This window comes from Streptomyces sp. NPDC052301 (assembly GCF_044593395.1).
Classification (GTDB): domain Bacteria; phylum Actinomycetota; class Actinomycetes; order Streptomycetales; family Streptomycetaceae; genus Streptomyces.
On the sequence record NZ_JBIUBE010000012.1, the window covers coordinates 1 to 24232 of the forward strand.

19 protein-coding genes and 1 pseudogene are annotated in these 24232 nt (G+C 74.8%); 8 read left to right on the top strand and 12 right to left on the bottom strand.

The genetic code is table 11. The annotated features are described in order from the left end of the window. Positions 1-372: 372 nt before the first annotated feature. From ACIHEJ_RS29140 to ACIHEJ_RS29155, 4 genes are all read right to left on the bottom strand, one after another. A complete protein-coding gene (locus ACIHEJ_RS29140; protein ID WP_400140257.1) occupies positions 373-2745 on the bottom strand; it encodes a SpoIIE family protein phosphatase in 2373 nt (790 codons plus the stop codon). Positions 2746-2914: 169 nt separating this feature from the next. Continuing rightward, positions 2915-3295, bottom strand: coding sequence for a hypothetical protein (locus tag ACIHEJ_RS29145; protein ID WP_400139973.1), 381 nt, complete (start codon positions 3293-3295; stop codon positions 2915-2917). Positions 3296-3734: 439 nt separating this feature from the next. Next, positions 3735-4652, bottom strand: coding sequence for a MurR/RpiR family transcriptional regulator (locus ACIHEJ_RS29150; protein WP_400139975.1), 918 nt, complete (start codon positions 4650-4652; stop codon positions 3735-3737). A gap of 78 nt (positions 4653-4730) precedes the next feature. Next, positions 4731-6425 carry a phospholipid carrier-dependent glycosyltransferase gene (locus ACIHEJ_RS29155; protein ID WP_400139977.1) on the bottom strand — a complete coding sequence of 565 codons (1695 nt, stop codon included), beginning with the start codon at positions 6423-6425 and terminating at the stop codon, positions 4731-4733. A gap of 414 nt (positions 6426-6839) precedes the next feature. Here ACIHEJ_RS29155 and ACIHEJ_RS29160 point away from each other — a divergent pair. Next, positions 6840-7441, top strand: a pseudogene (locus tag ACIHEJ_RS29160) (hypothetical protein); the annotation flags it as partial. 3 nt (positions 7442-7444) lie between these two features. Here ACIHEJ_RS29160 and ACIHEJ_RS29165 read toward each other — a convergent pair. After that, a complete protein-coding gene (locus ACIHEJ_RS29165) occupies positions 7445-8107 on the bottom strand; it encodes a nucleoside/nucleotide kinase family protein (protein WP_400139979.1) in 663 nt (220 codons plus the stop codon). An 86-nt stretch (positions 8108-8193) separates the two neighbouring features. On the opposite strand from ACIHEJ_RS29165, the gene ACIHEJ_RS29170 reads away from it, so the two are divergent. Further along, positions 8194-8934, top strand: coding sequence for an HAD family hydrolase (locus ACIHEJ_RS29170; protein ID WP_400139981.1), 741 nt, complete (start codon positions 8194-8196; stop codon positions 8932-8934). Beyond that, positions 8931-11285 carry a glycoside hydrolase family 65 protein gene (locus tag ACIHEJ_RS29175; RefSeq protein ID WP_400139984.1) on the top strand — a complete coding sequence of 785 codons (2355 nt, stop codon included), beginning with the start codon at positions 8931-8933 and terminating at the stop codon, positions 11283-11285. The genes ACIHEJ_RS29170 and ACIHEJ_RS29175 overlap by 4 nt, the downstream gene beginning before the upstream one ends. 287 nt (positions 11286-11572) lie before the next feature. Here the strand turns inward: ACIHEJ_RS29175 and ACIHEJ_RS29180 are convergent, their stop codons facing one another. Both ACIHEJ_RS29180 and ACIHEJ_RS29185 read right to left on the bottom strand, forming a co-directional pair. Next, positions 11573-12466 carry a M48 family metalloprotease gene (locus ACIHEJ_RS29180; protein ID WP_400139986.1) on the bottom strand — a complete coding sequence of 298 codons (894 nt, stop codon included), beginning with the start codon at positions 12464-12466 and terminating at the stop codon, positions 11573-11575. Next, positions 12463-12846, bottom strand: a complete 384-nt coding sequence (locus ACIHEJ_RS29185) for a BlaI/MecI/CopY family transcriptional regulator (RefSeq protein WP_400139988.1) — start codon at positions 12844-12846, stop codon at positions 12463-12465. The genes ACIHEJ_RS29180 and ACIHEJ_RS29185 overlap by 4 nt, the downstream gene beginning before the upstream one ends. 166 nt (positions 12847-13012) lie before the next feature. Between ACIHEJ_RS29185 and ACIHEJ_RS29190 the strand changes: the two genes are divergently transcribed. The 3 genes from ACIHEJ_RS29190 (at position 13013) to ACIHEJ_RS29200 (ending at position 16450) form a co-directional block, all read left to right on the top strand. Continuing rightward, positions 13013-14500 carry a hypothetical protein gene (locus ACIHEJ_RS29190; RefSeq protein ID WP_400139990.1) on the top strand — a complete coding sequence of 496 codons (1488 nt, stop codon included), beginning with the start codon at positions 13013-13015 and terminating at the stop codon, positions 14498-14500. Further along, positions 14497-15549, top strand: a complete 1053-nt coding sequence (locus ACIHEJ_RS29195; RefSeq protein WP_400139992.1) for a lysylphosphatidylglycerol synthase domain-containing protein — start codon at positions 14497-14499, stop codon at positions 15547-15549. The genes ACIHEJ_RS29190 and ACIHEJ_RS29195 overlap by 4 nt, the downstream gene beginning before the upstream one ends. Before the next feature lie 73 nt (positions 15550-15622). Further along, positions 15623-16450: a hypothetical protein gene (locus ACIHEJ_RS29200; protein WP_400139994.1), complete on the top strand. Its 828-nt coding sequence runs from the start codon at positions 15623-15625 to the stop codon at positions 16448-16450. A gap of 6 nt (positions 16451-16456) precedes the next feature. Here the strand turns inward: ACIHEJ_RS29200 and ACIHEJ_RS29205 are convergent, their stop codons facing one another. The 5 genes from ACIHEJ_RS29205 to ACIHEJ_RS29225 are packed head-to-tail and all read right to left on the bottom strand — an operon-like array spanning position 16457 to position 20543. After that, positions 16457-17905 carry a sensor histidine kinase gene (locus tag ACIHEJ_RS29205; protein ID WP_400139996.1) on the bottom strand — a complete coding sequence of 483 codons (1449 nt, stop codon included), beginning with the start codon at positions 17903-17905 and terminating at the stop codon, positions 16457-16459. Then, positions 17902-18567 (bottom strand): response regulator transcription factor, encoded by a 666-nt coding sequence (locus tag ACIHEJ_RS29210; protein ID WP_400139998.1) that lies wholly within the window; start codon positions 18565-18567, stop codon positions 17902-17904. Before ACIHEJ_RS29210 ends, ACIHEJ_RS29205 begins: the two co-directional genes overlap by 4 nt. Further along, entirely contained in the window at positions 18521-19276 is a 756-nt protein-coding gene (locus ACIHEJ_RS29215; RefSeq protein WP_400140000.1) for a phosphatase PAP2 family protein, read from the bottom strand. The genes ACIHEJ_RS29210 and ACIHEJ_RS29215 overlap by 47 nt, the downstream gene beginning before the upstream one ends. Beyond that, the gene (locus tag ACIHEJ_RS29220) at positions 19273-19887 is read right to left on the bottom strand and encodes a phosphatase PAP2 family protein (protein ID WP_400140002.1); all 615 of its coding nucleotides are present in this window, start codon (positions 19885-19887) and stop codon (positions 19273-19275) included. The genes ACIHEJ_RS29215 and ACIHEJ_RS29220 overlap by 4 nt, the downstream gene beginning before the upstream one ends. Further along, positions 19884-20543 carry a DedA family protein gene (locus ACIHEJ_RS29225; RefSeq protein ID WP_400140004.1) on the bottom strand — a complete coding sequence of 220 codons (660 nt, stop codon included), beginning with the start codon at positions 20541-20543 and terminating at the stop codon, positions 19884-19886. Before ACIHEJ_RS29225 ends, ACIHEJ_RS29220 begins: the two co-directional genes overlap by 4 nt. A gap of 253 nt (positions 20544-20796) precedes the next feature. On the opposite strand from ACIHEJ_RS29225, the gene efeU reads away from it, so the two are divergent. Both efeU and efeB read left to right on the top strand, forming a co-directional pair. Beyond that, positions 20797-22863 (top strand): iron uptake transporter permease EfeU, encoded by a 2067-nt coding sequence (efeU, locus tag ACIHEJ_RS29230; protein ID WP_400140006.1) that lies wholly within the window; start codon positions 20797-20799, stop codon positions 22861-22863. Between the two features lie 56 nt (positions 22864-22919). Next, entirely contained in the window at positions 22920-24191 is a 1272-nt protein-coding gene (gene efeB / locus ACIHEJ_RS29235; RefSeq protein WP_400140258.1) for an iron uptake transporter deferrochelatase/peroxidase subunit, read from the top strand. Positions 24192-24232 lie beyond the last annotated feature (41 nt).

The following is a 24232-nucleotide window of genomic DNA, read 5'->3' on the forward strand; positions in this document are numbered from 1 at the left end:
CGTCACTCGGCACCCGGTGCATCCGTCGTCACTCGGCACCCGGTGCATCCGTCGTCACTCGGCACCCGGTGCATCCGTCGTCACTCGGCACCCGGTGCATCCGTCGTCACTCGGCACCCGGCGCATCCGTCGTCACTCGGCACCCGGCGCATCCGTCGTCACTCGGCACCCGGCGCATCCGTCGTCACTCGGCACCCGGTGCACCCGTCGTCACTCGGCACCCGGCGCATCCGTCGTCACTCGGCACCCGGCGCACCCGTCCTCAAGCGGCACCCGGCGCACCCGTCCTCACCCGGCCACCCGGCGCACCCGCCGTCACTCGGCACCCGGCGCACCCGCCGTCACCCGGCCACCCCGGTGCAGCCCCGCCCGTCACTCGGCCGGGTCCGCCATGCCCTCCGGCGGCATCCTGATGTCCAGCACGCACACGTCGTCCCGGCGGTCGTCCGGCAGCATCGAGGCGAGCAGTGCGTCCAGGGAGCCGTCCTCGCCGCAGCCGTGGGTGCGTACCGCCTCGGCCAGGCGGTCGAAGCCCGCGTCGAGGCCCTCGCCGGGGCGTTCGACCAGGCCGTCGGTGTACAGCAGCAGCCGGTCTCCCGGTTCCAGCAGCAGTTCCGCCGAGTCGTAGACGGGGGCCGCGCTCGCGCCGAGCAGCATGCCGCCGGGCCGGTTCAGGTAGCGCACCTCGCCGTGGCGCACGAGCAGCGGCGGCGGGTGCCCGGCCTGGGCCCAGTTCAGGAGGTGCCGGGCGGGGTCGTAGCGGGCGAGGACCATGGTGGCGGTGGTCTGGCTGTCACGGGAGTGCAGCAGCAGCTGGTTGAGCCGTGCCAGCGCCCCGGTCAGCGAGGAGCCGGTGCTGACCATGCCCTTCGCGGTGAACCGCAGCTGGGCCATGATGGCCACCGCGTCGATGCCGTGGCCGGCCACGTCACCGACGACGAACAGCGCGGAGTCGTCGGGGAGTTCGATGGCGCTGAACCAGTCGCCGCCGACGTGGATGCCGGCCTGGGAGGGCAGGTAGGCGACCTCGATGCGCAGCCCGGCCCGCCGCACCGGCTTGCTGGGCAGCGGCAGCAGCGCGTGCTGCAGCCGGGTGGCCAGGGCCCGCTCGGCCTGCAGGATCCCGCGCTGCAGCAGCATCGCGCGCTCGCTCTCCACCAGCGCGAGTTCCGCGCTGCGCTGGGCGGTGAGGTCCTGCACGAAGCCGTGCACCTCGACCGGGGTGCCGTCCGGTGCGGTGACGGCCTCCGTGACCATCCGCAGATGCCGGACGCCGTCCGGGGTGTCGATGCGGAACGGCACGTCGAACGGGCGGCCGCGGCCGACGAGTTCGGCGATCGCGTGGGCCAGCAGGCCCGCGTCCTCCGGCACGGCCAGCTCGGGCACCTCTGCCAGCCGGAGCGGTCCCCGGGCAGGGCTCCGGCCGAGCACGTCGTACGCCTGCCCGGACCAGGAGATCTCCTGGGTGACCAGGTTCCAGTTCGCCCAGGCGAGGTTGCCGAGCCGCTGCACGTCGTCCAGTCGCTGCTTCTGCAGGGCCAGGGGGTCGTGCCGCAGCCAGCTCACCAGGAGGCGCTCGCCCAGCGATGCCGCCCGCACCGAGTAGGTGGCGGTCACGGGCACGTCGTCGATCACGTCCTGGTAGGCGAACGGCTCGCTCTGGAACGGCACCCCGGTCCGCAGCGCCTCCAGATAGCCCTGCCACAGCGGTTCGCCCGCGACGGACGGGTAGCTCTCCAGGATGCGCTCGCCGAGCAGGCTCCGGCCGGTCCGGCCGAACACGTCGACCGCCTCCGGGGTGGCGGCGTCGATGCGGTAGTCCTCCACCTCGCCGGAGGCGGCCCGCAGCGGGGTCAGCAGGATCGCCGTGTCCGGGAGGGCGTCGAACACCGCCTGCACGGTCTGGGCGACCTCACTGTCCGGGTCCTCCCGGGGCATGTCGATGGCGCGCAGCCGGCCCGCGCACAGCCGGGCCACCGCCCGCAGCAGCTCCCGCTCGCGCGGCGTGAACGCTCCGTCGCGGCGCCGCAGCACGCCGAGGGCGGCCCGGGCGGTGTGGCCGGCCGGCACGGGCAGCCAGGCCCGGCTGAGCCACCGCTCGGGAGGGTCTCCGATGAGCAGGTACCGGGTGCGGTCCACGGCGAGGTCCTCCAGCCAGCGCGGCTCGCCGGACGCCAGGGCGTCGAACGCGACCAATCCGCTCGGCCGGGACACATGCCGCCACCGGGCGGCGAGCGCCGGATCGATTCCCGCGTAGCCGCGCAGCTCGAGCCCGTCGTCGGGCAGCAGCTCGTACAGCAGCAGGGCGTCGGCGCCGACCTCGGGTGCCAGGTGGTCCAGCAGGCACCCGGCCACCTGGTGCGGCGAGCCGGCCCGGACCAGGGCCCGGCCGATCGTGCCCAGCGTCTCCGCCAGATCCATGGTCCCGGTGGCCGCCGTCGGCCAGGAGCCGACGCGGGCGGGCGGCGCCAGGTGCGCGAGGGGGGACTCCTGCTGGTGCGGCTGCAGCTCGCCGAGGGTGATCCAGCACTCTTCGAGGAGGGTGCGGTTGCCGTCCTTGGCGCGCTGCAACAGCTCCTCGTGCGCCGCGTTCGGGGTGCAGCCGGTCGTCGCCATCAGCACGCCTTTGGCCCGCTCCAGCACCGCGGTGGTCGCGGCCAGCTCCCGCAGCCGCTCCAGTTCGGCGCGCTGCCGGGCCACGACCTTGGCCAGCGCCGCCTGCTCGGCGCCGGTGCCGGAGTCCATCGAGGGCACGGGCTCGCTCGTCACGCGATGAGCATCGCACACCGGGGGCCGCCCGATCACCGGTCTGCCGGGTCCGGGTTCGTACGAGCTCCACGTGCACGGCGGGCGGGCGGCCCGCACCGGGCGCACGGCGGCGTGCCGGGACCGGTGGGGCGGGCGGAGCGGCCGGTCAGCGGCCGCTGCCGCGCCCGGCCAGGGCCTCGCTGACGGCGCGGACGCTGCGGGCGATGTGCTGCAGCTGCAGGACCTCGGCCGCGTACAGCTTGATCGTGTGTTCGATGACCGCCTCGGGCAGCCCCAGCATCGGCAGTTCCGCCCGCGAGGTCTGCAGCGCGGTGCGCGCCACCCGGATCTCCTGCTGGACCTGGAGCTGGGCATGCCGGGCGAGCAGTACGGGGTGGCGGATGAGCGCCGGATAGCTGGCGTAGCGCGCGGGGATCAGCTCGCGCAGCCACTTGGCCGCCGAGCGCTCCCAGTCGTAGCTGCCCGGCGTCTTCACCTGACAGGGCCAGTCGGGACTGATGCGCGTACTGGTCAGGGGCATGATCATCGCTTCCGGTGTGCGGCGTCGTGAGGGTGGTCGACGGGTTCGGGGCGGCCCCGGCCTAGGGGATGGCCGGGGCCGCCACGGGCGCGTCGCGCAGACGACACGCCCCGGTACACCCCGGGCGCCGACGTGGGTAGGGGACGGCGGCAGAGGGTGTCCGTGCGGGGGCCCGGGCGTCGGGAACCGGCGCTGCGGCGGGGCTTGCAGGCGCATGGGCGGTTCCGTCGGCTTTCTCGGGGCGGTGGTGCGAGCGGTGAGTCCGCAAGGGTGCGGTACGTGCCCGGAGTGGTTCCGGCGCGTTCCGTGAGCAGAGTATTTATATATGCCGAGCGGTTTGCAAGACGCATGAAAACATTCATGCGCGGTATGTGGTGAATGATCCCCGTCAAGGGGGTGCGGGGACCACGGGATCTCCGGGGAACGGCCGGACCTTGAGGAAAAGTCAGTCCTTGAGGAAGAACTGGTGCTGCTCGGAGAGCTGTTCGTACTTCTCCAGCCGGGCCTGGGTGCGCTCCGGATCGGCGTCGGTCATCGCCTGCAGCAGGGCGGCGGCCAGCACGCCCGGCGCGGCGTAGGAGTCGAAGACCATCCGGGAGCCGGTGCCGGTGGCGAAGACGACGTCCGCCTCGTCGGCCACCGGTCCCAGTGCCAGGTCGGTCACCAGGGCGACCTTCAGACCGGCCCCGCGCGCGACCCGGACCGCCTGGAGGGTCTCCTGGGAGTGCCGGGGCATGGCGAAGGCCAGCACCCAGGTGCCGCCGGCCTCGCCGGACTGCAGCAGCGCGTCGTAGGCCACGCTGCCGCCCCGGGTCACCAGCCGCACGTCGGGGTGGATACGGCGGGCGGCGTAAGCGAAGTACTCGGCCAGTGAGACGGAGATGCGCAGGCCGAGGACGGTCAGCGGGGTGGAGCGGGACAGTTCGCGGCCGACATGGATGATCCGGTCCGGGTCGGCGAAGTCGCGCCGCAGGTTCTCCAGGTTCTGGATCTCGGCGTCGACGGCCGCCTGCAGTTCGTTGGCGATGTTCTCCTCGGCGGGGCCGCCGGCGAGACTGCTCAGCGCGATCGCCTGGAGCCGCTCCCGCAGCGCCGGATAGCCGCTGAAGCCGACGGCGGCGGCGAAGCGGGTGACGGAGGGCTGGCTGACCCCGACCCGGTCGGCCAGCTCGGTGATCGACAGGAACGCGGCCTCGGTGATGTGCTCGATCAGGTACTGGGCGATGCGCCGCTGCCCGGGCGACAGTCGGGGGCCGTCGAACAGTTCGCGGAGGCGGGACGTCGGGGCGGCCTCGGCCTCGGGCACGGCCTTGCCCGAGGTGATCGCTGCTGCCTGTGCGCGTGCCTGCTGCGGCGAGGGCACCGGTCCGCCTCCTTTGTCTCCCACGACCACAAAACATAGCTCACGGAGGGTCGTGACCAGCGGCTCGAGCGATCCGGCTCACCGCCGGAAGAGGCTGATCGAATGGCCCACTTCGCCGACCGGGTGACTGGTCGCGATCAGCTCGGCCAGCCGCCCGCGCGCCTTGGCGACCGAGGAGTCCGACACCACCAGCAGCCCGCGCACCCGCTCCGCCGGCACCGTGCGCGGATCGGCGGCGTGGATGCCGTAGTACGCGGGCACGCCGCTGCCCTTGTACACCAGCCAGACCCGCTCGCCCGGATACCGCCGGCGTAGCCGGTCCGCGAGCCGGCCCAGGTCCTGGCCCCAGTCCACGTTGGAGTCGTGCAGCAGCCGATGGGTGTGCGCCGGGCCGCCGAACGCCTCGTTGGAGTACGGCAGGTAGTACGGGAAGGTCAGCAGCGAGCTCACCGCCACCCACAGCACCAGCGCTCCGGTCAGCAGCCCGGCCCGGGGCCGCCGCAGCGCCGGCACACAGGCCGCCGCGACCGCCAGGAACATCGGCACGAACAGCGCGTACCGGGTCCCGAAGTCCCGCGAGCCCGTCATCGCCACCGCCAGCAGCACCAGAGGCGGCAGCAGCAGATACGGCGCCGCCGGCCGCAACCGCCGTACCGCCACGACCGCCACGGCACCGGCCGCACCCGCTGCCAGCAGCCCGAGCGGCGTCTTCACCAGCAGGGCGGCCGGCAGGTAGTACCAGAGGGACCCGGTGTACACATGCCCGAACAGGAAGCCCTGCCACGGGTAGGCCTCCAGCCCGAACTGCACCCGCATCCCGGCCCGGTACGCCTCCGGCACCGGCAACAGGTCCACCACGCTGCCCCGCAGCCCGTGCAGGGCCGGGACCGGCTCGGCGGGCGCGAACCGCAGCCGCGGATCGACCGCGAGATACACCGCCCACACCACACCGACGGCCACGACCGCGACGACGGCGGCACCCCCGAGCGCAGAAAGCGCTCCACGGCGCGCACCGGCGGGCCGTTCGGCACCGGACCGGGCCGCGGTCAGGGCGGAGACCGCCGCGAGGGCCAGCAGCACCGGCACCGCCGGCAGCGCGCTCATCTTCGTGGCCACGGCCGCCCCCAGCGCCGCCCCCGCGAGCGGCAGGTGGCGCACCGGCCGGCGGCGCGCCCGCCACACCAGCCAGGCCGACGTCAGCACGAACCCGGCCGCCGGCACGTCCAGCGTCGCCAGGGAACCGTGCGCGATCAGGTCGGGGGAGAAGGTGTACAGCGCGAGCGCCAGCAGCCCGCCCGCCGTGCCCGTCACCTCACGGGCGAACGCGAAGGCGACCAGCCCGAACAGCAGCGTCAGCACGATCACCGGCAGCCGCGCCCACAGCATCAGCCGCCAGGGATCGTTGCCCGACGCGTACAGCAGATGCCGGCCCACGTCCCCCTGGGTGCCGGTGTACGACGGGTCGTAGCGCGGGCCGGCCACCGCCACACCGGCCGCGATCAGCAGCTTCCCCAGCGGCGGATGCTCGGGGTTGTAGCGCACCCGGTGCTCGTGGAGGTAGTCGGTGGCCGTGGCGACGTACACCGGCTCGTCGATGGTGGGCGTCTGCTGCCGGGCCGTGGTCACCATGGCCGCGGCCATCTGGGCCAGCAGCAGTGCCGCCAGCACCGGCACCAGCCACCGCCGGTGCCGGCGCATGCGGGCGTACGGCCGTACGGGCCTCACGACGGGAGCCTCGGGTACCGGAACCGTTTGCTGTGTGTGCGCCATCATCCGCCCCGCGGTGGCACGGGGGCGTCACCGCTGCACGAGTCGTACCGGCAGACCCTCTGCCGTGCACCCGGGGGTACGGCCCGGAGCCGGCCGGAGTTCACCGCGACTGCGCCTTCTTCCCCGCGACACGAAGTTCGCCGGGCCGACACCCGCCCTCGTCCCTGCGCTCATCTGCCTCCCCGTCTTCCGGCGGAGGCTGGTGGAAGGCCTGGACACCACCGGAACGAAGGGCTGATCCCGCGTGCACCTGCCTTATCAGCGCGGCCCGCTGCACGACCTGCCGGACACACCGGACGCGTACGACGCGGTGCTCGCCGATGTCATCGAACAGGCCCTCGGCCGCCTCGCCCCCGAGGGCAGCCTCGAACACCCCGACGCCCACCACGACATCGGCGACACCTCCCTCGGCCCAGCCCGACGGGCCGGGTCCGGCTCCGGGACGTGCGCGCCGACGGGCTCGCGGCGGAACTGGCGACCCAGCCGGTCGTGGACCGGGGCCAGGTGCTGCGCCATGTGCGCTCGCTGTACGTCAACGACCGGACGAGCCTGTGGGTGACGGTCGCCGTGGAGCGGCTCGGCGGGGCGCCCTACCTGCCGGCCGGGCTGCCGTACGCCGCCGACGACGGCGACCGGGTGCGCCGTACGGCCGAGGCCCGGGTGGTGGCGGGCGGCCTGCGCCTGACGCATCCGGGCCCGGACCACTTCGACGCCCGCCGCGAACTCACCCAGGAGCAGGCCGCGTTCGCGCTCGCCGCCGACCCGCGCGGCTACGGCGACCCCGACGACGGCTGGCGCCACCTGGTCGGCTCCAGCGCCTGGAGGCCGACCCGGCCCCCGGCGCCCCGGAGGGCCTGCATGTGTTCGCCGTACGCTACGCCCGCGGCACCGGGCCCTTCGCGCCCGCCTTCGACCACGGCGAGCAGGGCCTGACCGTGCGCACCGAAGCGTTCACGGCCGTGGTCGGGGACCCGGCGGGCGACGGCCGCGGGGACCCGGTGCTCACGCTGCGCGGCTGAGCGTCAGCCCTCGGGGCGAGCGGCGGCGGGCAGGGCGCCCGCCGGTACCACCAGGTCCGCCCGGCCCCGGGTCGCCGCGACCAGGTCCGCGTTGCGCTGGTCCGGCCCCCGCACCCAGGCCACGGCCGCCGCGCGGTCCTTGCCGAACTCCTCGTGCCGGGCGACCAGACGGCGGATCCGCTCGTCCTCGGGGATCTCGCAGAACCACACCTCGTCCAGGCACGGCCGTACCCGCGCCCACGAACTCTCCTCCAGCAGCAGGTAGTTGCCCTCGGTCACCACCAGCCGGGCGGCCGGCGGCACCGGGATCGCGCCCGCGACCGGCTGCTCCAGCACCCGCTCGAAGCCGGGCGCGTACACCACCTCGCCGGTGTCCTCGCGCAGCCGCCGCAGCAGCGCCGCGTACCCGGCCGCGTCGAAGGTGTCCGGGGCGCCCTTGCGGTCCCGGCGGCCCAGCCGGTCCAGTTCGGCGTCGGCCAGGTGGAAACCGTCCATGGGGACGTGTGCCGCCCAGCACGTGCCGTCGCCGTCGAGGGCGCTCACCAGGCGCTCGGCAAGGGTCGTCTTGCCCGCTCCGGGGCTGCCGGCGATGCCGAGGATCGCGCGCCGGCCGGCTCCGGTCAGGGCGCGGGCACGGGCGAGGAGGTCGTCGAAGGTCAGCGGCACACGGCAGAGTGTGTCACCGGGAACGCGCGGAGACGTGTGGCGTGCGCCACCCACTGGACGGCGCTCGACGGGGAACAGTCCTGGGTATGACTCAGCTCGGTCTGCCCGACACGATCCAGGCCTGCCTCTTCGACCTCGACGGGGTGGTCACCAAGACGGCCGTCGTGCACGCGGCCGCCTGGAAGGAGACGTTCGACGCGTTCCTGCGGGACTACGAGGGCGCGCAGGCGCGGCCGTTCGACGCGGTCGCCGAATACGACGAGTACGTCGACGGCCGCCCCCGCGCCGACGGCGTCCGCGCCTTCCTCGACTCGCGCGGCATCCGGCTGCCCGAGGGCGGCCCCGGTGACCCGCCGGACGCGCGCACCGTGCACGGGCTCGGCAACCGCAAGAACGACCTGCTGCTGGAGAAGATCCGCACCGGGGGCGTGGAGGCCTACGAGGGCACCCTGCGCTATCTGGAGGCGGTCCGCGCGGAGGGGCTGCGCACGGCGATCGTCTCCTCCAGCGCCAACTGCCGGGACGTGCTGCGCTCCGTCGGCGCCGAGCACTTCTTCGACGTCCGCATCGACGGCGTGGTCGCCGCCGAGCGGAAGCTGCCGGGCAAGCCGCACCCGGACACCTTCCTGGCCGCCGCCCGGGACCTCGGGGTCGAGGCGGCGCACGCGGCCGTGTTCGAGGACGCGCTGGCCGGAATGGACGCGGGCCGCGCGGGAGGCTTCGGCTACGTCGTCGGCGTGGACCGGGTGGGGCAGACCGACGCGCTGTACGCGCACGGGGCGAGCGTCGTCGTGCAGGACCTGGCCGAGCTGGGAGGCAAGCAGTGATCACCGACCGGTCGTACGCCGTCGAGCCGTGGACCGTCCGCGAGACCGCCCTCGACCTCGGTGTCCTCGCCCAGAGCGAGTCGGTGTTCGCGCTGTCCAACGGCCACGTCGGCTGGCGCGGCAACCTCGACGAGGGCGAACCGCACGGCCTGCCCGGCAGCTACCTCAACGGCGTGCACGAGGTGCACCCGCTGCCGTACGCGGAGGCCGGGTACGGCTATCCCGAGTCGGGCCAGACGGTCATCAACGTCACCAACGGCAAGGTCCTGCGGCTGCTCGTGGACGACGAGCCGTTCGACCTGCGCTACGGCCGGCTCGTCGCCCACGAGCGGGTGCTGGACCTGCGTCGCGGGGTGCTGGAGCGGACCTGCGAGTGGACCTCCCCGGCCGGCTCCACGGTCCGGGTGCGCTCGACCCGGCTGGTGTCGCTCACCCAGCGCGCGGTCGCCGCCGTCGCCTACGAGGTGGAGCCGGTCGACTGCCGCACCCGGGTGGTGATCCAGTCGGAGCTGGTCGCCAACGAGAGCCTGCCCAGGTCCGACGGCGACCCGCGCGCGGCGATGGCGCTGCAGTCGCCGCTGGAGCAGGAGGACCACTTCGCCTCCGGTGGCCGGCTGCGGCTGGTGCACCGCACCCGGCGCAGCGGCCTGAGGGTGGCCGTGGCCGCCGACCACGTCGTCAGCGGCCCGGAGCGCACCACCACCCGCAGCGAGAGCGACATCGACGTGGCCCGGCTCACCGTCACCTCCGTGCTGGAGCCGGGACAGACGCTGCGGGTGGAGAAGCTGGTCGCGCACGGCTGGTCCGGCACCCGCTCGCTGCCCGCGATGGCCGACCAGGTCGACGCCGCGCTCGCCGCCGCCGCGCACGACGGCTGGCAGGGCCTGCTGGCCGACCAGCGGGCGGCCCTGGACGACTTCTGGGCCCGCGCCGACGTCGAGGTGGAGGGCGACGAGGAGATCCAGCAGGCCGTCCGGTTCGCGCTGTTCCACGTCCTGCAGGCGGGAGCCCGCGCCGAGCAGCGCGCGATCCCGGCGAAGGGACTGACCGGCTCCGGCTACGACGGGCACGCCTTCTGGGACACCGAGATGTTCGTGCTGCCCGTGCTCACCCATACCGCGCCGGCGGCCGTCGCCGAGGCGCTGCGCTGGCGGTACAACACCCTGGACGAGGCCCGCGAGCGCGCAGCCCAGCTGGGGCTCGGCGGGGCCGCGTTCCCGTGGCGGACCATCGTCGGCTCGGAGGGCTCGGCGTACTGGCCGGCCGGCACCGCCGCCTTCCACGTCAACGCCGACATAGCCGACGCGGTCGTCCGCTACGTCGAGGCCACCGGCGACACCGCCTTCGAACGCGAGGCGGGGGTGGAGCTGCTGGTGGAGACGGCCCGGCTGTGGCGCTCGCTCGGGCACCACGACGCGCACGGCGTCTTCCACCTCGACGGCGTCACCGGCCCCGACGAGTACAGCGCGGTCGCCGACGACAACACCTACACCAACCTGATGGCCCGGCAGAACCTGCTCGCCGCCGCCGACGCCGTCGAACGCCACCCCCGCGAGGCGCGCCGGCTCGGCGTGGACGAGGAGGAGAGCGCCGGCTGGCGGGACGCGGCCGAGGCGATGCACGTGCCGTACAACGACGAACTCGGCGTCCACGAACAGCACGCCGGGTTCACCCGCTACCAGCGCTGGGACTTCGCCGGCACCCGCCCCGACCAGTACCCGCTGCTGCTGCACTTCCCCTATTTCGACCTGTACCGCAAGCAGGTGGTCAAGCAGGCCGACCTGGTGCTGGCCCTGTACACCTGCGACGACTGGTTCGACGCGGAGTCCGACGAGGAGCAGGTCGCCCGGAACTTCGCCTACTACGAGCCGCTGACCGTGCGGGACTCCTCCCTGTCCGCCTGCTGCCAGGCCGTCGTGGCCGCCCGGACGGGCCATCTGGACCTCGCCTACGCCTACACGGCCGAGGCCGCGCTCATGGATCTGCAGGACCTGGAGCACAACACGCGGGACGGGCTGCACATCGCCTCGCTGGCCGGTACCTGGATGGCGCTGGTGGCGGGCTTCGGCGGGATGCGCCGGGCCGGCGACCGGCTGCGGTTCGCGCCCCGGCTGCCCGAACGGCTGCGCCGGCTCGCCTTCAACGTCCAGTTCCGCGGGCGCCGGCTGCGCGTGGACATCGGCGCCGACAAGGCCACGTACCTGCTGCTGGACGGTCCGCCGCTGACCCTGCACCACCACGGCGAGCCGGTGACGGTCAGCACCGACGAGCCGGCCGTGCGGACCGTGCCGCCGGTGGTGCGCCGCCCCGCCCCCGAACAGCCGCCGCACCGCGCGCCGAACGGCGGCTGAGGCCCAGCCGGGCGCCGGGAGGCACACGTCGTCGGTCTCGTGGCCCGGCAGCGGCCCGGGCCCCTGCCGGCCGAGCCGGCGGCGGGCGGGTGTGCGGCGGACTGGTCGCGGGTGAGGCCGGTGGCGGGGATGGTGTGCGGCGGTGGGCGTGCCGTGCGCCTGGTCCCGGACGAGGCAGGAGGCCGGGGTGGTGTGCGTCGGTGGAGGGGCTCGACCGGAAGTCCGGCTCCGTCCCGGCGCCTTCGGCGTGGTCGGTTCGGTGCGCCGGACCGGTGGGTTGCGGTGGTTCAGTTCAGCGCGCCGGACAGGACGGCCAGCAGGTCGCCGGTGGCGTCGGCGGCGAGGAGTGCCGGGAGGGCGCCGAGAGCGAGGACGGCCAGCGCGGCGGGCCACAGCGGCGGCGGCGGGCCGGTCTGCAGGGCCGCGATGCGGCGGGTGACGGCCCGGTCCGTGAAGTGCAGGGCGCAGGACGTGCGGGCCCGTCCGGCGCAGAGCGCGGCCCGGGCCAGCGCCCGGGCGGTGGCCCGCCGGTCCCCGACGGCGCTCGCCGCCTGCTCGTCCGCCCAGCGCTCCACGAGGAAGGTGACGGCCGAACACACCGGCGTCAGCAGCGGGTTGGCGGCCGCGGCGAGCGTCGCCGCCGTCACCAGCGGGCCGTGCCGGTGCGCGAGATGGGCCCGCTCGTGGGCGAGGAGCACCCGCCGTTCGGCGGGCCGGAGCGCGCTCAGCATCGCCGAGGTGACCAGGATCCGGCCCGGCCGGCCGGGGATCGCGAAGGCCTGCGGCACCGCTGAGGCGGCGACGATCAGCTCGGTGTCCGCGGGCTGCCCGGCGCACAGTCGGCGCAGCGCCCGCCGGGTGCGCCGCCCGGCCCGCACCGCCCGGTGCACCCGGAGGCCGACGACCAGCAGCGCCGCACACGCGGCCAGTCCGATCGCCTCCGGCACCGGATCCACCACCGGATGCCCGTCCTGCCGGGCCTCGCGGACCACCGGCGGCGCGTCCCCCAGCAGCGCGGCGGCCAGCAGCACCAGCGACCAGGTGGTGGCCGCCGCGGTCAGCACGGCGGCCGAGGTCAGCACGCGCGCGGCGAGCGCCGGAGCGACCCTGCGGGCGATCGCCGGGCCGACCAGGGACAGCACCAGCGACAGCACCAGCGGGGTGTACACGTCGTACCTCATGCGCCGCCTACGGCGAGCAGGTCGCGCAGCGCCCGCTCCTCCTCGGGGCTCAGCCCGGTCACGAACTGCTGGAGCGTGGCGATCGGGTCCGGACCCCGGTCCAGGGCCTCGTGCATCGCCTGGGCGGTCAGCTCCGCCGCGTTCTTCGCCGGCCGGTACGCGCCCCGCCGCCCGTCGGCGTCCCGGAGCACCAGCCCCTTGTCGTACAGGCGTTTGAGAATGGTGTGCACGGTGTTGTAGGCGAGGTCGCCGTCGATCTCGGCCTGGATCTCCGCCGGGGTCAGCGGCCGCTCCGTCGCCCAGAGGGCGGCCAGTACCTCGCTCTCCAGCGCCCCGGCGCCGCGCCGCTCCGGTCTGCCCCGGGACCCTGTGCCAGCCATGCTCCAACCTTACAGCGCGTAGGGGCACCGCCGGATGGCCGCATCTGCCCGGACGAGGCGGCCCTTTGGGGATAGTTTGGCCGTGTTTTCCCCGCCTCCCGACCGTGACCCTACAGGCTGTAGGGTGTCAGCGGGTCCGCCGGGCGGCAGGCCCAGAGGGGTGATCATGGCCGGCAGCGCGCACGCCACACTCGCCGTACTCCGGCGCGAGCGCTCCCGCCGCGCGCCCGACGACCTCCCGCACGCCGGTGTCACCGTCCCCCTCGCGGTCGTCGCCGCCGCCTTCGCCCTCGCCCAACTGCTCCTCGTCCGGCCCGGCATGGGCCTCGGCTGGGACGAGACGGTCTACGTCAGCCAGGTCGCCGCCCACGCACCGGCCGCCTTCTTCAGCGCCCCGCGCGCCCGAGGCGTCTCCCTGCTCGTCGCGCCCGTCGCCTCCTGGTCCTCCTCGACCCCGCTGCTGCGGATCTACCTCGCCCTCCTCTCCGGCCTCGCCCTCTTCCTGGCCCTGCGGGCGTGGCGCGGCCTGTTCCCGGCCCGCGTGCTCGCCCTCGCCGGCGCCCTCTTCGCCTCCCTGTGGGTGACCCTCTTCTACGGCCCGCAGGCCATGCCCAACTACTGGGTCGCCGCCGGCGCCCTGGCCGCCGTCGCCTGCTTCCTGCGCGCCCGCGCGCGCCCGCAGGACCGGGCCGCCGGGTGGGGCCTCGCGGCGAGCGCGGCGCTGATGGCGTGGATGCGGCCCGTGGACGCCGTCTGGGCGGTCCTGCCGCTGCTCGCGCTCGGTCTCCTCGGCCGCGCCTGGCGGGCCCTGGGCGTCCTGCTCGGCGGGCTCGCCACGGGGGCCGTCGAATGGGTGGTCGAGGCGTACACCAGCTACGGCGGCCTGGCGCACCGGCTGTCCGTCGGCTCGGCGATCCAGGGCGGCCTCGGCTGGCACCTCGCCGTCGCCGACCAGCTGCGCAGCCTGGGCGGGCGGGCGCTGTGCCGGCCGTGCACCGGCGACCTGCCGAGCCCGGTGATCACCGCCTGGTGGTACGTCGTGCCGCTGCTCGCCGTGCTCGGGCTGACCGTCGCGGTCCGCGCCCGGCGAACGGCCGTCACGGCGTTGCCGCTCGCCTGCGCGGCCACGGCCGCCTTCCCCTACCTGTTCCTCATCGGCTATGCCGCGCCCCGCTTCCTGCTGCCCGCCTACGCCCTGCTCGCCCTCCCCGTCGCCGGCGCGCTCGCCCACCTGGTGACCGCTCCCCGCCCACCCCGGCGCTCCGTCGCCGTCAGCCTGGTCGGCCTGGGGCTCGCCGCCCACCTCGCGGTGCAACTGGCCGTCCTCGAGCACACCGTGCGGAGCACCACCGCCGCCCACCGGGCCTGGTCGCGCACCGCGGCCGAGCTGCACCGCCTGGGCGTCCGGCCGCCCTGCCTGCTCACCGGGAACGAGGCCATCCCGGTGGCGTTCTACGCCGGCTGTTCCTCGGCCGCCACGACCGGGCACAACGCCAACAGCACCGAGCACCGCATCGCCCTGACCGCCCGGCGTGTCCCGGTGGCCGCACTGGTGCCGAAGGGCTCCCGGCCGCCCCCGTACGCCCGCGGCTGGGCGTCCCTGCCGCTCGGCGACCAGCGGCTGTACTACGTCGTGCCGGAGGGCGGCGCATGACATCTCCCGCGGAGGGATCGACGACGGCCACGTCCGCGGTGCCGTCGGGCCCGCCCCGGGTCGGAGCCTGCGGGGCTCCAGCGGCTTTCGTGGTCCGCGCGGACGGGGCTCCCGCGGAGCGCACCGGCTCCGCCCGTCGGCGCCGCGTCCGCTGGCACGCCGGTGTCTGCCTCGCCGTCCTGCTCGGCGTGCTGTACCTGGCCCGCCGGCACTGGGCCACGCTGGAGAGCGGCGCCGGACGGCTGGCCGGGGCCGATCCGGGCTGGCTGCTGCTCGGCGCGACCGCGGCCGTGGGCACCTGGGCCGCCTCGGCACTCGCCCAGCAGGGCGCCGTCGTACGGCGGTTGCCCGGGCCCCGGCTGGTCGCCGCCCAGTTCGCCGCCTCCGCCGCCAACCACCTGCTGCCCGCGGGGCTCGGCGCGGGCGCGGTGAACCTGCGGTTCCTGATGCGCTGCGGGCTGCCGACGGCACGCTCGGCCAGCGCGCTCGCCGTCAAGGCCACCGCCGGCGCCGTCGCCCGCCTGGCTCTGATCGCGCTGCTCGCCCCCGCCTGCCCCGGACTGCTGCGCCTGCCGCACCTCACCCCGGCCGCTCTCGCCGTCGTACCGGGTGCCCTCCTCCCCCTGGCGACCCTGCCGCTGACCCCCTGGTGGCCGCGGTGCCGCCGGGCCCTCGCCGGTGTACTGGCCGACATCCGCGCGCTGCACGCCGGACCGGCCCGCGCGGTGGCCCTGTGGGGCGGCTCCCTCGCCTTCGCCGCCCTGCACTCGCTGGTCCTCGTCGCCGTCACCCGGGCCGTCGCGGTGCCGCTGCCCCCGCTCCAGGTGGCCCTGCTCTACCTCGCCGCCAGCAGCGCCGCCGCCCTGCTGCCCAGCCCGGGCGGCCTCGGCACCCTGGACGCCGCGCTCGCCTACGCCCTCACCGCCACCGGCACCCCCGCGGCGGCCGCGGCCTCCGCGGTGCTCGGCTACCGCATGCTGACCGTCTGGCTGCCCCTGCTCCCGGGCCTGCTCGTGCTCGGGGTGCTGGTGCGCCGCAAGGCCGTGTGAGCACGCCACGGCCCGATCCCGTCCCGCGCCGCGCTCAGGATGCGTTCAGGTTCTTCCTGGCACCGTCGGCGCCATGACACCAGAGACTTCTCCGACCACGGTGGCGGCCGCGGACACCGCCGCGCCGCACCGCCGCGCCCGCTGGAACAAGGTGCCCGAGGTCACCGTCTACTTCTGGGTGATCAAGGTGCTGTGCACGACGGTCGGCGAGACCGCCGCCGACCTGCTGAACGAGAAGGCCGGCCTGGGCCTGACCGGGGTGTCGCTGCTGATGAGCGCGCTGCTCGCGGTCGTGCTCGTGGTGCAGTTCCGCACCCGGGCCTACCGCGCCGGCGTGTACTGGCTCGCCGTCGCGCTGATCAGCGTCGTCGGCACCCTGGTCAGCGACAACCTCACCGACGACATGGGCGTGGCGCTCGAGACCACCACGACCGTCTTCGCGATCGCCCTGGTGATCGTCTTCGCCGCCTGGTACCGCACCGAGCGCACCCTGTCGATCCACCACGTCGACACCACGCGCCGCGAGGCCTTCTACTGGCTCGCCGTCCTGTTCACCTTCGCGCTCGGCACCTCGGCCGGCGACCTCGTGGCCGAGCGGATGGACCTCGGGTACCGGGTGTCCGCCGTGCTGTTCGCCGCCGCCATCGCCGCGGTCGCCGTCGCCCGGTTCGCGCTCGGTCTCGACGCCGTGTGGAGCTTCTGGATCGCCTACGTCCTCACCCGGCCGCTCGGCGCCTCCGTCGGCGACTACCTCTCCCAGCCCGCCGGCGACGGCGGACTGGGCCTGGGCACCGTGGTGACCAGCGCCCTGTTCCTCGCCGTCGTCCTCGGCATGGTCGTCTTCCTCGGCGTGACCCGCAAGGACGTCACCGGGCAACGGCCGGCCGGGCACACCGTCTGACGGCTCTCAGCCGGCCGGCAGCGTGACCACGAACCGTGCTCCGGGCCCGTACCCCGGATCGTGGGCCACCTCGCCGCCCGCGGAGCGGGCGAGGCGCCGTGCGAGCGGCAGCCCGAGACCCGCTCCGCCGTGCCCGTCGCCGGGATCGGCCCGCCTGCCGGGCTGGAAGAGCTGGTCCGTGAAGGCTCCGGGCACGCCCGGACCGTCGTCGGTGACGTCGACCCGTATGCCGTCCGCCGTCCGGCGCGCGGTGAGCGTGACCGTGGTGCGGGCGTACCGGACGGCGTTGGCCAGCAGCGGGCTGACGATCCGTTCGAGCAGCGCTTGCCGGACTCCGGCCGTGAGCGGCGCGGGGCCGACCGCGACGACGACCCGCACCGCGTCCGGGGCGTCCGGGGCGGTGGCCAGACGGTGCAGCACCGCCGGTACGTCGGCGGTGCCGGGCGCCGTCGGGACACCCTCGCGGACCTCGTCCAGCAGGGTGTCGCAGATGGTCCGCATCGACTGCGCGGCCTCGGTCATGATCTCGTGGGACGCCCGCGTCTCGGCGGCGGAGCGCGGACGGGAGCGCCACCAGTCCAGTTCGGCGACGATCCGGCTGAGGGGGGTGCGCAGTTCGTGGGACAGTTCGCCGGTGAGCTGCCGCTCGTGCCGCAGCACCGCCCGGATCCGGTCCAGCAGGGCGTCCAGCGAGGTGCCGAGCGCGGCCAGCTCGGCGGGCCGGCCCCGGTCGGCGAAGCGTTCCTCGGAACCCACGGCGCTCCACTGCGTCGCCTGGTCCGTCATCGTGCGCACCGGGCGCAGCGCCCGGCCCACCGCCAGCCGGGTCACCGCGTAGGTGCAGGCCAGCATCACCGCGTCCAGTGCGAACGAGCCCAGCAGCAGTGTCCGGGCCGAGCTCCGGTACGGGGCGAGGTCCAGCGCCGTGACCACGGTGGCCCGCGCCGCCGTACCGGGAACCGGCTGGGCGCACAGCCGTACCGTGTCGGGGCCGTGCACGGTGGCGCAGCCGCGCCGCCCGCGCGCGGCCAGCGCATCGGCGGCGTGGGTGAGCACGCCGGCCCCGGACGGAGGCCGTTCCAGCAGCCGGCCGCCGGCGTAGATCCACGCGTTGGTGTCCAGCACCCGGTCGCCGGAGGTCTCCAGCACCCGTACCCCGCCGTGCCGGATGTCGACGGTCGTGGCGACGGCCGCCGCGCGCGTGCGCACCTCGTCGTCGGCCTCTCGCGCCAGGCGGTGCCGGGCCACGGTGTTGAACGCCACGGTGAGGACCACCATCAGCAGGGCGGCCGTGGTCAGGGCGACCAGGGAGAGCCGGCCGCGCAGGGTGCGCGGTGCGAGACGTGCTACGAGCCACGGCGTGCGGGTGCCGGACGTGCCGGACGTGCCGGCGCGACCGGGCCGCGGGCGTCCGCGGGCGCGTGGCGATCGGGTGCGGCGGTCGGCGAGGGTCATGTCAGGCGGTGGCCGATCCCGCGTGCGGTGGCCACGGTCCGCTCGCAGCCCGCCGTGCGCAGCTTGCGCCGCAGCCGGGTCAGGTACTGGTCCAGTGTGTTGTCGCTGACCTGGGCCCCCTCAGGCCAGCCGGCGCGCAGCAGATCCCGGCGCCGCACCAGCTCCCCGCCGGCCGCGGTGAGCGCCGCGAGCAGCCGGAACTCCGTCGGGGTGAGATCGACGCGCCCGCCCCGCACGGTGACGCTGTGCCGGACGGCGTCCAGCACCAGCTCGCCCGCGGCGGCGCCCGCGGCCGAGGGCGCGGTGCGGCGCAGGGCGGCGCGCAACCGGGCGGCCAGCTCGGCGAAATGGAACGGCTTGGCCAGATAGTCGTCACCGCCGGCCGAGAAGCCCGACAGCCGGTCGGTGAGTCCCTGCCGCGCGGTCAGGAAGACGACCGGGGCGAGGAAGCCGTTCGCGCGCATCGCCTGGCAGACGTCGCGGCCGTCGGCGTCGGGCAGGCCGACGTCCAGCACGACGGCGGACACCTCCGGTGTCGCCAGCCGCAGCGCGGTGGCGCCGTCGTCGGCGCAGACCGTCTCGAACTCCTCGTCGTGCAGTCCACGGCGCAGCACGTCACGCAGGGCGTGATCGTCCTCGACGATGAGGATCCTGGGGCGCATCTCTCTCCACCGGCCCGTCGGCCGCGTCACTCGGGTGGGACGTGCCCCCGTCGGGAGCACGGGGGACGTGTCGCTCGGGCAGCCACCGGGCCACCGCGCAGACGCACGCACCGAGCCAGCCGGCCGCGAACAGCCAGCCGCCGGCCACGTCGGTGAACCAGTGCACGCCCAGGAGGACGCGGGTCAGGCCGACCCCCGCTCCCCAGCACGCCACCAGCAGACACAGCGCGGTCCGGCCCCGCGGGGCGCGCAGGAACAGGGCGATGACCAGCAGGCCGGCCGTCAGCGCGGCCGTGGTGGTGTGACCGGAAGGGAACGACCAGCCGGAGGCACGGGTCTGCCAGTCGTGTCCCGGCGGCCGGGCCCTGCCGACCCCCTCCATCACCCCGTAGCGCACCACTTGCCCCGCGCCGAGGCAGAGGACGCCGAGCGGCACGGTCACGAGCCTCCCGCGCGCGGTGCGTCCGGCGATCAGCCCGGCCAGGACCACCAGGACGTACGGCACCACGCCGGTGCCCGTGGCGGTCAGCCCGCGGGCCGCCGCCACCGCCACCGGCGGGCGGTGCTCCACGGCCCAGGACAGCAGGCCCCGGTCCAGGGAGAACGGGCCGCCCCGGTCGCTCACCACGACAGCGGTCAGCGCCGCGAACGCCGTCCAGGCGCCCAGGGCCACGGTGCCCGCCGACTCCGCGACGATCCTGGGCCTCATGCCGTCCCTGACGTCAGCAGCGGGCGCAGCCGGCTCCCCGACAGCCGGCCCGCGAGTCCCGTCGGCCACCGCCGCAGGACGAGCATCGCGAGGAAGCCGGCCGCCCCGCCGAGCGCCGCCCCCGCGACGACGTCGTGCGGGTAGTGCACCCCGACCCACACCCGGGAGGCCGCCATGGCGAGCGCGCACACCGATGCGACCACGCCCAGGCGCCGGGAGACGAAGAACAGGGCGACCGCCGCGGCGAAGGCGACCGCGGTGTGATTGCTCGGGAACGACCAGTCACCCCGCACGGGACACGCCTCCAGCGTGCGGAACGCCAGGTGACGGCACGGCCGGTCCTCGGCCACCAGCGGCTTCACGGCGCTGTTCACCCCGAACGCCACCACCACCGCCACCGGCACGGTCAGGGCCGTCATGGCCGCGGTCGCCCCGTTCCGGCGGGCCCGCCACCAGCCCACGGCCATCAGCAGCGCGAACACCGCCAGACCGTACGCCGACCAGATGGCTATCGCGTCGTCCAGCCGGGCGGGGGAGCGGTGGGCGAGGTCCACCACGTCCGTGTAGAGCGGGCCGTCGACCGACGCCCCGGACAGGGCGAGCGCCGTCACCTGGCCTCCTTCGCGGCCCTGCGGGAGCGCAGCACCTCGGCGGCGAGCGGCAGCAGCGACACGGCGACGATGAGCGCGATCACCGGCAGCAGGTACTTGTCGACATTCGGGATCGAGGAGCCCAGCGCATACCCGCCGAGCGTGAGACCGAGACTCCAGAGGAGCCCGCCCGCCACCTGCCAGAGCGTGAAGGTCCGGGCCGGCACGCCGAGCGCCCCCGCCATCGGGTTCAGCACCGTGCGCACCACGGGGACGAAACGGGCCAGCACGATCGCCTTCGCATGGCCGTACCGCTCCAGCAGCTCCTCGGCACGCCGCGCGCCCTCGTGCAGCTTCGGTGACCGGCTGCGGGCCAGCAGCGCGCCGCCCGCCTTCCGGCCGAGCAGGAACCCGCACTGCGAGCCGGCCAGCGCGCCGACGGCCGCCGTGACGAGCAGCGGGCCGAGCGAGAGGTGCACCCCGCGGTCCGCCGACCCCGTGCACAGCAGCCCCGCCGTGAACAGCAGCGAGTCCCCCGGCAGGAAGAACCCGATCAGCAGGCCGGTCTCGGCGAACAGCACCACGCCGACGCCGAGCACGCCGAAGGCGCCCAGCAGGGAGTGTGCGTCGAGCACGTTGACCGCGAGCTGCGACGACAGGGGTGGGGGAGTGGCCATCGCCGTGCACCCTTTCCTTCGACTTCCCTGGACCTCGACATCGAGCCCGGCATCGGCCTCGACGCCGGCTTCCGACAAGATCCGACTACACATTTGTAGACCGTCTACCGGACTGTAGACGAACGGAGCGCCGCGAACGTTCCCGGACTTTGCCCGGGCATTGCCGCTTTATGACCGGCCGACTACACGTCCGTAGTCATGATGGTCCGCGAAGGTAAGGCATGCCTTCACTAACCAGGGAGGGCAGCAGGGCATGTGGGACGACGCGTTTCCGAGTTTCCTGATCGGGCTGAGGGAGGGACTCGAAGCCGGGCTCATCGTCTCCATCCTGGTCGCCACCCTGGTCCGGGCCGGGGCCCGCTCGCGTCTGGCGCAGGTGTGGACCGGCGTCCTGGCCGCCGTCGCCGTGGCCCTGAGTTTCGGCGCCGTCCTCACCTTCACCGCCGCCTCCATGCCGCAGACCGCCCAGGAGGCGTTCGGCGGCACCCTCAGCGTGATCGCCGTCGCGTTCGTCACCGCCATGGTGTTCTGGATGCGCCGCTCGGCCCGCAGCCTCTCCGGGGAGCTGAAGGAGAAGGTCACCGGCGCGCTCGCCATGGGCTCCGGTGTGCTGATCCTCACCTCCTTCCTCGCCGTGGGCCGCGAGGGCCTGGAGACCGCCCTCTTCCTGTGGACCACCGCGCGGGCGGCCGGCGAGTCCGCGGGCCCGCTGACCGGCGCCGGCATCGGCCTGGTCATCGCGGCCGGCCTGTGCTGGGGCCTGTACCGGCGCGTCCTGAAGATCAATCTCACGAAGTTCTTCACCGCCACCGGGGCCGTCCTGATCGTCATCGCCGCGGGCGTCCTCGGCTACGGCCTGCGCGACCTCCAGGAGGGCGGCGTGCTGCCCGGCAAGGCCGCCTACGCGGTCGACCTCGCCGGCAGCGTCGACGCCGGCTCCTGGTACAGCACCCTCGTCCAGGGCGTGTTCAACCTGACTCCCACCATGACCTGGCTCCAGGTGGTGGCCTACGCCGCCTACCTGGCCGTCGTGATGACCCTGTTCGTCCGCGGCGTACGGGCGACGGCCCCCGGGCCCGCCGCCGAGCGCCCCGCGAAGCAGCCGAAGCAGCCCGCCGCCGAGCGCCCCGCGAAGCAGCCGAAGCCGGCCCGGTCCGGGCGGCGCCGGCCGGTCTGGGTGGTCCCGGCCGCCGTGGTCGCCGTCCCCGCCGTCCTCGCCGGACTCGTCGTCGCCTTCTCCCGGCCCAAGCCCGCCGGCGACCAGACCGTCGCCGTCTCCGAGACCGAGTGCGGCAAGGGCTTCGCCGCCCCCGAGCCCGGCCGGCGGACCTTCCGGATGCGCAACACCGGCGACAAGACCTCCGAGGTGTACCTGGTCGACCCGTCGACCGGCGCGGTCTACGGCGAGATCGAGGGCCTGGCCCCCGGCACCACCCGTGACCTCGTCGCCACCGTCGCGGGCGGCACCTATGCCTGGCGCTGCGTCCCCACCGGCGGCAGGGCCGTCACCTCCGAGCCGGTCAGCGTCAGCGGCGGCGGCGCGGCCAAGCCGGTCGTGCCCGTCTCCGAGCAGGACCTCGCCGGACCCCTGAAGGCGTACAAGGCGTACGTCGAACAGGGACTGGACAGCCTCGTCGGGCAGACCGAGACCCTCGCCGCCGACATCGAGGCCGACCACCTGGACAAGGCCCGCACCGACTGGCTGACCGCCCACCGCACCTACGCCTCCCTCGGCGCCGCCTACGGCACCTTCGAGGACTTCGACCAGAAGATCGACGGCCGCGCCGACGGACTGCCGGACGGCGAGCACGACAAGGACTTCACCGGCTTCCTCCGCCTCGAGTACGGCCTGTGGCACGGCCGGCCGGCCAAGGAGCTGACCGGCCCCGCCCAGCAGCTCGCCACGGACGCCGCGGGGCTCCGCAAGGCCTTCCCGAGCCAGGACTTCGACCCGGGCGACCTGCCGCTGCGCGCCCACGAGATCCTCGAGAACACCCTCCAGTTCGAGCTGACCGGGGACACCGACGAGGGCAGCGGCACGAACCTCGCCACCGCCGACGCCAACCTGTCCGGCACCCGCGAGCTGCTCACCGTCCTGAAGCCGCTGCTCGCCACCCGCGCGCCGAGGCTGCTGCCCACGGTCGACGCGGACGTCGCGCGCGTGCAGAAACTCCTGGACGCCGCCCACGACGGGGCCCACTGGACCCCCGTCGGCCGGCTCGCCGCCGCCGACAAGCAGCGCCTCGACGGCGCCACCGGGCAACTGCTGGAGGACCTCGCCCCGGTCCCGGACCTCCTCGAGATCCGGAAGTCCGCCTGATGACCACCGCGCACCCGCGCCCCGAGCACCCCGAGCACCCCGAAGGGAACCCGCCGATGTCGACCGCCGACACGCCGACCTGCCCCGCCGGCCCCGCCCGCCGCTCCTTCGTGCGGACCGCCCTGGGCGCCGGAGCCGCCGGAGCGGTCCTGGCGGGCGGCGGCTTCGCCCTCGGCGAGAGCGGCGGCACGGCCGAGGCGCGGACCACGGGGGCGGACGACACGGTGAAGGTCCCTTTCCACGGCGTCCACCAGGCCGGAATCGTCACCCCGGCGCCGGCCGCCGCCACCTTCGTCTCCCTCGACGTCATAGCCGACGACCGCAAGGGCCTGACCGACCTGCTGCGGATCATCACCGAGCGGGCCCGCTTCCTCACCGCGGGCGGCGCCCCCGCCGACCTCGGGGTCGGCGCGCCGCCCGCCGACAACGGCATCCTCGGTCCCCAGGTCCCCTCGGACGGCCTCACGGTCACCGTCGGCGTCGGCGCCTCCCTCTTCGACGACCGCTACGGCCTCGCCAAGGCCAGGCCCGCCCGGCTCACCCCCATGCGGACCTTCCCCAACGACAACCTGAACGCGGCCGAGTGCCACGGCGACCTCTCCCTGCAGATCTGCGCCCGGAGCCAGGACACCGTGCTGCACGCGCTGCGCGACATCGCCCGGCACACCCGGGGCGCCATGCAGATCAAGTGGCGCATCGACGGCTTCCAGAACGCCCCCCGGCCCACCGGAGCGCAGCGTAACCTGCTCGGCTTCAAGGACGGCATCGCCAACCCGGACGTCACCTCCGCCCGCGAGACGAACAAGCTGATCTGGGTCGGCGACGGCCAGGGTGAGCCCGCCTGGACCAAGGGCGGCAGCTACCAGGTCGTCCGGATCATCCGGATGCTGGTCGAGTTCTGGGACCGGGTCTCGCTCACCGAGCAGGAGAAGATGTTCGGCCGCCGCAAGGACACCGGCGCCCCGCTCGACGGCGCCGAGGAGACCGACATCCCCCAGTACGCCAAGGATCCGCACGGCACCGCGATCCCGCTCGACGCCCACATCCGCCTCGCCAACCCGCGCCAGGCCCGGACGGAGAGCTCCCGCATCCTGCGCCGCGGCTACAACTACGACCGGGGCGTGGACGACGTCGGCAACCTCGACATGGGCCTGGTGTTCTGCTGCTACCAGCAGGACGTCAAGCGCCAGTTCGAGGCCGTGCAGACCCGGCTGATCGACGAGCCCCTGGTCGACTACATCTCCCCGACCGGCGGCGGGTACTTCTTCGCGCTGCCCGGCGTGCGGGACACCGCGGACTGGCTGGGCCGGGGCATGCTCTCCGCCTGACCCCCCTTCCCCACGGCAGGCCATTTCCCCGTCCACGGGAG

What these genes read in the sequence shown, in the direction of transcription:
- ACIHEJ_RS29140 (WP_400140257.1), bottom strand. Translation starts at nt 2,745, where the DNA reads ATGGACTCCGGCACCGGCGCCGAGCAGGCGGCGCTGGCCAAGGTCGTG.
- ACIHEJ_RS29145 (WP_400139973.1), bottom strand. Translation starts at nt 3,295, where the DNA reads ATGATCATGCCCCTGACCAGTACGCGCATCAGTCCCGACTGGCCCTGT.
- ACIHEJ_RS29155 (WP_400139977.1), bottom strand. Translation starts at nt 6,425, where the DNA reads ATGATGGCGCACACACAGCAAACGGTTCCGGTACCCGAGGCTCCCGTC.
- ACIHEJ_RS29170 (WP_400139981.1), top strand. Translation starts at nt 8,194, where the DNA reads ATGACTCAGCTCGGTCTGCCCGACACGATCCAGGCCTGCCTCTTCGAC.
- ACIHEJ_RS29180 (WP_400139986.1), bottom strand. Translation starts at nt 12,466, where the DNA reads ATGAGGTACGACGTGTACACCCCGCTGGTGCTGTCGCTGGTGCTGTCC.
- ACIHEJ_RS29185 (WP_400139988.1), bottom strand. Translation starts at nt 12,846, where the DNA reads ATGGCTGGCACAGGGTCCCGGGGCAGACCGGAGCGGCGCGGCGCCGGG.
- ACIHEJ_RS29190 (WP_400139990.1), top strand. Translation starts at nt 13,013, where the DNA reads ATGGCCGGCAGCGCGCACGCCACACTCGCCGTACTCCGGCGCGAGCGC.
- ACIHEJ_RS29195 (WP_400139992.1), top strand. Translation starts at nt 14,497, where the DNA reads ATGACATCTCCCGCGGAGGGATCGACGACGGCCACGTCCGCGGTGCCG.
- ACIHEJ_RS29200 (WP_400139994.1), top strand. Translation starts at nt 15,623, where the DNA reads ATGACACCAGAGACTTCTCCGACCACGGTGGCGGCCGCGGACACCGCC.
- ACIHEJ_RS29205 (WP_400139996.1), bottom strand. Translation starts at nt 17,905, where the DNA reads ATGACCCTCGCCGACCGCCGCACCCGATCGCCACGCGCCCGCGGACGC.
- ACIHEJ_RS29210 (WP_400139998.1), bottom strand. Translation starts at nt 18,567, where the DNA reads ATGCGCCCCAGGATCCTCATCGTCGAGGACGATCACGCCCTGCGTGAC.
- ACIHEJ_RS29215 (WP_400140000.1), bottom strand. Translation starts at nt 19,276, where the DNA reads ATGAGGCCCAGGATCGTCGCGGAGTCGGCGGGCACCGTGGCCCTGGGC.
- ACIHEJ_RS29225 (WP_400140004.1), bottom strand. Translation starts at nt 20,543, where the DNA reads ATGGCCACTCCCCCACCCCTGTCGTCGCAGCTCGCGGTCAACGTGCTC.
- efeU (WP_400140006.1), top strand. Translation starts at nt 20,797, where the DNA reads ATGTGGGACGACGCGTTTCCGAGTTTCCTGATCGGGCTGAGGGAGGGA.
- efeB (WP_400140258.1), top strand. Translation starts at nt 22,920, where the DNA reads ATGTCGACCGCCGACACGCCGACCTGCCCCGCCGGCCCCGCCCGCCGC.